Annotated in this window: 6 protein-coding genes and 2 pseudogenes; 5 read left to right on the forward strand and 3 right to left on the reverse strand. The window is 49.0% G+C overall.

Annotated elements, in window-relative coordinates:
- Positions 1–190: 190 nt before the first annotated feature.
- From ACLJR2_RS22505 to dbpA, 3 genes and pseudogenes are all read left to right on the forward strand, one after another.
- Positions 191–1,346 (forward strand): annotated as a pseudogene (locus ACLJR2_RS22505) (methyl-accepting chemotaxis protein).
- Between the two features lie 145 nt (positions 1,347–1,491).
- Positions 1,492–2,475 (forward strand): zinc transporter ZntB, encoded by a 984-nt coding sequence (gene zntB / locus ACLJR2_RS22510; protein WP_000387375.1) that lies wholly within the window; start codon positions 1,492–1,494, stop codon positions 2,473–2,475.
- Positions 2,476–2,961: 486 nt separating this feature from the next.
- The gene (dbpA, locus tag ACLJR2_RS22515) at positions 2,962–4,335 is read left to right on the forward strand and encodes an ATP-dependent RNA helicase DbpA (RefSeq protein ID WP_000123694.1); all 1,374 of its coding nucleotides are present in this window, start codon (positions 2,962–2,964) and stop codon (positions 4,333–4,335) included.
- A gap of 43 nt (positions 4,336–4,378) precedes the next feature.
- Here dbpA and ttcA read toward each other — a convergent pair whose 3' ends face one another.
- Positions 4,379–5,314, reverse strand: coding sequence for a tRNA 2-thiocytidine(32) synthetase TtcA (gene ttcA / locus ACLJR2_RS22520; RefSeq protein ID WP_001156216.1), 936 nt, complete (start codon positions 5,312–5,314; stop codon positions 4,379–4,381).
- 105 nt (positions 5,315–5,419) lie between these two features.
- A pseudogene (locus tag ACLJR2_RS22525) lies at positions 5,420–5,568 on the reverse strand (tyrosine-type recombinase/integrase); the annotation flags it as partial.
- Between ACLJR2_RS22525 and ACLJR2_RS22530 the strand changes: the two are divergent.
- Entirely contained in the window at positions 5,524–5,676 is a 153-nt protein-coding gene (locus tag ACLJR2_RS22530; RefSeq protein ID WP_043991115.1) for a hypothetical protein, read from the forward strand. The pseudogene ACLJR2_RS22525 and the gene ACLJR2_RS22530 sit on opposite strands and share 45 nt — an antisense overlap.
- Positions 5,669–6,007, forward strand: a complete 339-nt coding sequence (locus ACLJR2_RS22535; protein WP_000159240.1) for an SMR family transporter — start codon at positions 5,669–5,671, stop codon at positions 6,005–6,007. Before ACLJR2_RS22530 ends, ACLJR2_RS22535 begins: the two co-directional genes overlap by 8 nt.
- A gap of 52 nt (positions 6,008–6,059) precedes the next feature.
- Here the strand turns inward: ACLJR2_RS22535 and uspF are convergent, their stop codons facing one another.
- Entirely contained in the window at positions 6,060–6,494 is a 435-nt protein-coding gene (gene uspF / locus ACLJR2_RS22540) for a universal stress protein UspF (RefSeq protein ID WP_001082296.1), read from the reverse strand.
- Between the last annotated feature and the right edge of the window lie 545 nt (positions 6,495–7,039).

Raw genomic sequence — 7,039 nt, forward strand, 5'->3', positions numbered from 1 at the left:
CATCACTTGTCAATATGGATGGATGAATATCCTGGCATAGCGAATATAGGTGATTTTATCTGTTGCACTAAGGGAAATGGCGATGGTCTGGTATTGAATATGGAGAATGTCAAAGAAACGAATGGCAATAGGTATCTGAAATGCTATAAAAATAAAACCTGTCTCCTATCCTGGTTGTAGGCCGTCAAAAATGTTGAGAAATATCAGCGTCAGGACATGCATTATTCTATTCATGGTATGTACGTTTCTTTTGGTGGATACTATTACAAATAGCTTTTCTGCACGATCTCCCTATTTTAATTACGTGTAATATCATTTATCTGATCTCGGCATTACTGCTTTGGTGGTATATGACCTGCTATCTGGTAGTGCCAATTAATACCGTGAAGAAAAGTATTGAAGAGGTCGCAGCAGGAAACTTGTCTATTCATATCTCCGAATTTGGCAATAATTGCGCCGGGCGACTCATCCCCGGGATTAATAGCCTGTCGGAGAATATTTCCGCGCTGGTACGTGAAATCAGATCCTCTTCGCAAACGGCAATGACCCTTTCCGAACAACTGGCGGCGCGCAGTATGTCGCTATCCGTAAAGACGGAACAGCAGTCGGCCTCGTTAATTCAAACTGCCGCCAGTATGGATGAAATGGCGGCGAGTACCAAAAACAATGCGGATAATACCCGAATGGCGAGCATACAGGCGGATTGTGCAACCCAATGCGCCCGTAAAGGCGGTGAATTAATGGTGCGGGTTACAGAAAATATGCGTTCTATTACCGACTGTGCCTCGCAGATGACGGAGATTATTTCATTGATTGACGGTATCGCATTCCAGACTAATATTCTGGCGCTTAACGCGGCGGTAGAGGCTGCGCGGGCGGGCGATCATGGAAAAGGTTTCTCCGTGGTGGCCGGGGAAGTGCGTAATCTGGCGCATCGTAGCGCTGAGGCGGCAAAAAATATCAAGGCGCTGATCGACGTTACGCATGACAATGTGCGGCAGGGGGCCGCCATAGTGCAGGAGGCTGAAAAAAATATGCAGGAGATTGTTGGCGGCTCCGGGCAATTAAACGTGCTGATGAGTGAAATTTCCACCACCACGCGGGAGCAGGAAAAAGGCATTAACCAGATAACCCTGGCGTTGAGCGATCTGGAAAGCGCAACCCATAGCAATGTCTTAATGGTTGAAGCGCTATCTGCTTCTTCGGATGTTTTAAAGGCGCAGGTGATCGAGTTACAGACTAAAACCGACAAATTTCGTTTAAGCCAGCCGGGTTACAGTGAACATGCGCTGTCGCGCTCTCATATATCACCTCTTTCGACCATCACCAGGCGCGGCCAGGCCTGATAATACATGTTTGGTAAGCGCCTGTTGCTAAGGCGCTTTTTTCGCACGTTCCCGTAATTCTTTTTGCGCAATGAGAAAATGAGAGATTGCTTAACCTTTCCCGAAAGCTAGACTAACGGCATCAGAGTTGTAACGTGGAGGCGCTGTGGAAGCCATTAAGGGATCGGATGTGAACGTGCCGGATGCCGTTTTCGCATGGCTACTGGATGGTCGTGGTGGAGTAAAACCGCTCGAAGATAGTGATGTGATCGATAGTCAGCATCCCTGTTGGCTACATCTTAATTATACCCACCCGGACAGCGCCCGCTGGTTGGCTTCAACGCCTTTACTCCCCAATAGCGTGCGTGATGCGCTGGCTGGTGAAAGCTCGCGCCCGCGCGTAAGTCGTATGGGGGAAGGGACGCTCATTACGCTGCGCTGTATTAATGGCAGTACTGACGAACGCCCGGATCAATTAGTGGCAATGCGTTTATATATGGACGAGCGATTCATTGTGTCTACCCGTCAGCGAAAGGTTCTGGCGCTGGACGATGTGGTCAGTGATTTGCAGGAGGGCACCGGGCCCGTAGATTGCGGCGGCTGGCTAGTGGATGTGTGCGATGCGTTAACCGATCACGCCAGTGAATTTATTGAAGAGCTACACGATAAAATTATCGATCTGGAAGATAATCTTCTCGACCAGCAAATCCCACCGCGCGGTTTCCTCGCATTGCTACGTAAACAGCTAATTGTTATGCGTCGCTATATGGCGCCGCAGCGCGACGTCTATGCCCGGCTTGCGAGTGAACGGCTGCCGTGGATGAGCGACGATCACCGGCGCAGAATGCAGGATATCGCCGACAGGCTGGGAAGGGGGTTGGATGAAATTGACGCTTGTATCGCGCGTACTGGCATCATGGCGGATGAAATTGCCCAGGTGATGCAGGAGTCTCTGGCGCGCAGAACTTATACCATGTCGCTTATGGCGATGGTTTTTCTGCCCAGCACCTTTTTAACAGGGTTATTTGGCGTTAACCTGGGCGGCATTCCTGGCGGCGGATGGCGGTTCGGCTTTTCTCTGTTTTGTATTCTGTTAGTTGTCTTGATCGGTGGTGTTACTTTATGGTTGCATCGCAGTAAATGGTTGTAACAAAAGCGCTTTTCAGACCATTTCGGGTGAAAAAACGCCGAGAAATTTGAGCGAAGTCAATAAACCATCTACCTATTCGGGGCAATATCTCTCTCGCAGGTGAATGCAACGTCAAGCGATGGGCGTTGCGCTCCATATTGTCTTACTTCCTTTTTTGAATTACTGCATAGCACAATTGATTCGTACGACGCCGACTTAGATTAGTCGGCTTTTTTTTGCCTGTAGAATATCAGCGTCTACCCTTTAAGAGTCTGAATGACATTCTGGAGGGTAATATGAGCTGTCTTTTGACCTTATTATATCTACACTCGTCCTTGTCGGACCCGATTCCCACTGACCCTGTTCCCATTCCTGAGCCGCTTCCCCGTCCTCAGCCGATGCCCGACCCGCCGCCGGACGAAGAACCGATTAAAATGTCGCATCAAACGCCCGGATCTGCGAGGATACGCGCCTGCTGACTATGAGTCGTTACCGCGAGAGTAAATTGTGACCGCTTTTTCAACCCTGAATGTTTTGCCCGCCGCCCAGCTCAATAACCTTACTGAGCTGGGCTATCTTGAGATGACGCCTGTTCAGGCCGCAGCGTTACCCGTCATTCTGGCGGGAAATGATGTGCGTGTGCAGGCCAGGACCGGTAGCGGCAAAACGGCGGCGTTTGGTCTTGGACTCTTGCATCGAATTGACGTCACTCTGTTCCAGACACAGGCGTTAGTGCTTTGTCCGACGCGGGAGCTGGCGGATCAGGTTGCCGGAGAGTTACGTCGCCTGGCCCGTTTTCTGCCAAATACCAAAATTCTGACCTTGTGTGGCGGGCAACCCTTTGGCGCACAGCGCGACTCGCTTCAGCACGCTCCGCATATCATTGTCGCGACGCCGGGGCGCTTGCTGGATCATTTACAAAAAGAAACCGTATCGCTGGATGCGCTGCACATTCTGGTAATGGATGAAGCAGACCGAATGCTGGACATGGGATTCAGTGACGCCATTGATGAGGTGATCCGCTTTGCGCCTGAGACGCGCCAGACGTTATTGTTTTCAGCAACCTGGCCTGACGCCATTGCGGCGATTAGCGGTCGTGTACAGCAGCAGCCAATACGTATTGAAATCGATACGGTAGATGCGCTACCGGCTATCGAACAACAGTTCTTCGAAACGTCTGCGCATGAAAAAATTTCGCTGCTACAAACGTTGCTTAGCCAGCATCAGCCAGCGTCCTGCGTGGTGTTTTGCAATACCAAAAAAGATTGTCAGGCCGTTTGTGATGCGCTTAATGCGGTAGGACAAAGCGCGTTGGCGCTCCACGGCGATCTGGAACAACGCGACCGCGACCAGACGTTGGTGCGTTTTGCAAATGGCAGCGCGCGCATTCTGGTTGCCACCGACGTTGCCGCGCGAGGGTTAGACATTAAATCGCTCGAACTGGTGGTTAACTATGAGCTGGCCTGGGACCCGGAGGTGCATGTCCATCGTATTGGCCGTACGGCGCGCGCGGGAAGTAGCGGTCTGGCGATCAGTTTCTGCGCGCCGGAAGAGGCGCAGCGGGCAAATATTCTTTCAGAAATGCTGCAACTCAAACTGAACTGGCTGAATGCGCCCGCCCGGCAGTCGTTGCTCCCTCTGGCCGCAGAGATGGCTACCCTATGTATTGACGGCGGCAAAAAAGCGAAAATGCGTCCGGGAGATATTTTAGGCGCGCTGACCGGCGATATTGGATTAGACGGGGCGGATATCGGCAAAATTAATGTGCATCCAATGCACGTTTACGTCGCCGTACGTCAAGCAGTAGCGCAAAAAGCCTGGAAGCAGTTGCAAAACGGGAAGATCAAAGGCAAGTCATGCCGGGTACGGCTATTAAAATGATCGATAGTATGGCGTCTCAGCGGAGTGCTGAGACGCCTGCAGATTATTTCACTTCGATAACATCAAGCCGCAACGCCTCTAAGGAGGTGTCATCTTCTTCCGGCTGCCAGCCAGCGGGCTGCAAGGGAATCTCTTCACGATCGAACGCTAAATCACCGCCGTCGATGACCTCGGAACCGTGAGTTATCCCTTTGAAATCGAACAGGTTAGTGTCACAAAGGTGAGACGGCACGACATTCTGCATGGCGCTAAACATCGTCTCGATCCGTCCAGGATAGCGTTTATCCCAGTCGCGTAGCATGTCGGCAATCACCTGGCGTTGCAGGTTGGGTTGCGAACCGCACAGATTACAAGGAATGATAGGGAAGGCTTTGGCCTCAGCAAAACGGACAATATCTTTCTCGCGGCAGTAAGCCAGCGGGCGGATCACGATATGTTTGCCGTCATCGCTCATCAGTTTCGGCGGCATCCCTTTCATTTTTCCGCCATAGAACATATTCAGAAACAGGGTTTGCAGAATATCGTCGCGATGGTGGCCCAGGGCTATTTTGGTCGCGCCCAGTTCAGTCGCCGTACGATACAGGATACCCCGACGCAAACGCGAGCACAGCGAGCAGGTGGTTTTTCCTTCCGGAATCTTCTCTTTCACAATGCCGTAGGTGTTTTCTTCGACGATTTTATATTCTACGCCCAGCTGCTCAAGGTAGGCTGGCAGGATATGCTCCGGAAAACCTGGCTGCTTTTGATCGAGGTTGACGGCGACCAGTGAAAAATTGATCGGGGCGCTTTGCTGCAAATTACGTAAAATTTCCAGCATCGTATAGCTATCTTTGCCGCCAGAAAGGCAAACCATAATGCGATCGCCTTCTTCAATCATATTAAAATCGGCAATCGCTTCGCCAACGTTACGGCGCAGGCGCTTTTGCAACTTGTTGAGGTTGTATTGCTCTTTCTTTGTATTCTTTTGAATTTCTTGCATTATTTCAGTTCTCTGGTACTAAATGGGGCAAATTGGGGGCAAACTTTGCAACTACGATAACCGCGCATTCAACATCGCTACTTGTTCGTCGTTCATGTCATCAATCTACATACCGTAAATTTCATACACCATCTGCACAGTTTCATGCCCCATTTGGCTGGCGATAAATGCCGGTTCGCTCCTGCCGTCAACAGCCAGCAGGCAAAAGTATGTCGCGTATGGTACGGATTACGGCGACGAATGCCAGCACGTTTTTATGGCAAGATACGCAATGGTTCAAAAGCGTCTTTATTCTGTCATCCGTATTACTTAAGATATCATCACGACCCGAAAAATATTGGAGCGAAGAGATGTATGACTAAAGAAGCTGTAATCTTTCTATTTATCGCCATCGTGGTAGAAGTTATCGCCACGATCTCATTAAAATTATCAGATAGTTTTACGCGTCTGGTACCGAGCCTCGTTACTATCATCGGATATTGTATTGCGTTCTGGTGTCTTACCATCCCAATGCGAACCATCCCTGCTGGTATCATTTATGCCATTTGGTCTGGGGTAGGGATTGTTCTTATTGGATTGATAGGATGGTTATTTCTTGGCCAAAAACTGGATATGCCGGCTATTATTGGCATGTTGCTTATTATCTGCGGCGTAATCGTAATCAATCTGTTTTCAAAAAGTGTCAGTCACTAGGCGATGATGATGATTGATTTGAGCCCGCACTCTCTTATGCGGGCTCGGGTATTTAGCGCACCACCAGTACGGAGCATTCCGCATGACGCACAACGGCTGCGGCGTTGGAACCCAACAGATAGGTAGTAATATCCGGGCGATGCGAGGCGATAATCACCATATCGGCCGGTAATTTTTTTGCCATTTCCAGAATCTTATCTTTAGGAGAGCCTTCTGCAACGTGCGCCTGCACGCGGTCCGCGGGAAGGTTGAATTTCTTGATAATCGCTTCCAGTTGAGATTTGGCTTCGGCTTTCAAATCGTCCATTGCGGGGAGCTCTGCTGAATAAGCCAGTCCCAGTGAAGCGTAATAGGGCAAAGACGGGATTACAGTCAAAAAGTGCACTTTAGCGTCGTCAATCTTTGCTTCGGCTTCAACATGTGAAATCACGCGTTGAGTTAATTCTGAATCTGAAATATCGATGGGTACAAGAATCGTTCTGTTCATAAAACCTCCTGTTTAAGTATCCACTGAAATTCTACTCCCTAAAGGCACTTTATGTACAATGACATACGTCACATTTTAGGTGCTGCTCCACGATACTCTGCGGGGACTACCAACAGGGGAGGACGGCGTAATATTAAGCGCATTCCCCGTAAATAATCAGCGAGTTGACGTTAAAACGTTATTTCTGCCTTGTCAGGAAAGACCTAAAAAGAGATGTTACCGTTTAATTCAATAATTAATGAAATAATTCGCAGTGAAATAGATATAATTTATACGAATGCTTTTGGGGGTATTATACGAAATAAAAATTATACAATATCATTCGGTTACGATATTCTACGCCTGTTATATGCCTTTATTGTCACATATTCATTTTGTCGCTGGGCCATTGCGTTAACCTTTGCTTTCCAGCATATAAATTGAAAAGCCCGAACGAATGTTCGGGCTTTTTTTGTCTATGGAAAACCCCCAGCTAGGCTGGGGGTTCCGGAAAGCTTTCAGCTTTAAGCCAGTTATTAAAACCCCTTTTGATTTGTTAAAACATC

The sequence above is a fragment of the Salmonella sp. SAL03688 genome (assembly GCF_046551895.1).
Lineage (GTDB): Bacteria > Pseudomonadota > Gammaproteobacteria > Enterobacterales > Enterobacteriaceae > Salmonella > Salmonella enterica.

Excerpts from the sequence above, each read along its gene's own strand:
- ttcA (WP_001156216.1), bottom strand. The coding sequence starts at position 5,314 with ATGCAAGAAATTCAAAAGAATACAAAGAAAGAGCAATACAACCTCAAC.
- ACLJR2_RS22535 (WP_000159240.1), top strand. The coding sequence starts at position 5,669 with ATGACTAAAGAAGCTGTAATCTTTCTATTTATCGCCATCGTGGTAGAA.
- ACLJR2_RS22530 (WP_043991115.1), top strand. The coding sequence starts at position 5,524 with ATGTCGCGTATGGTACGGATTACGGCGACGAATGCCAGCACGTTTTTA.
- uspF (WP_001082296.1), bottom strand. The coding sequence starts at position 6,494 with ATGAACAGAACGATTCTTGTACCCATCGATATTTCAGATTCAGAATTA.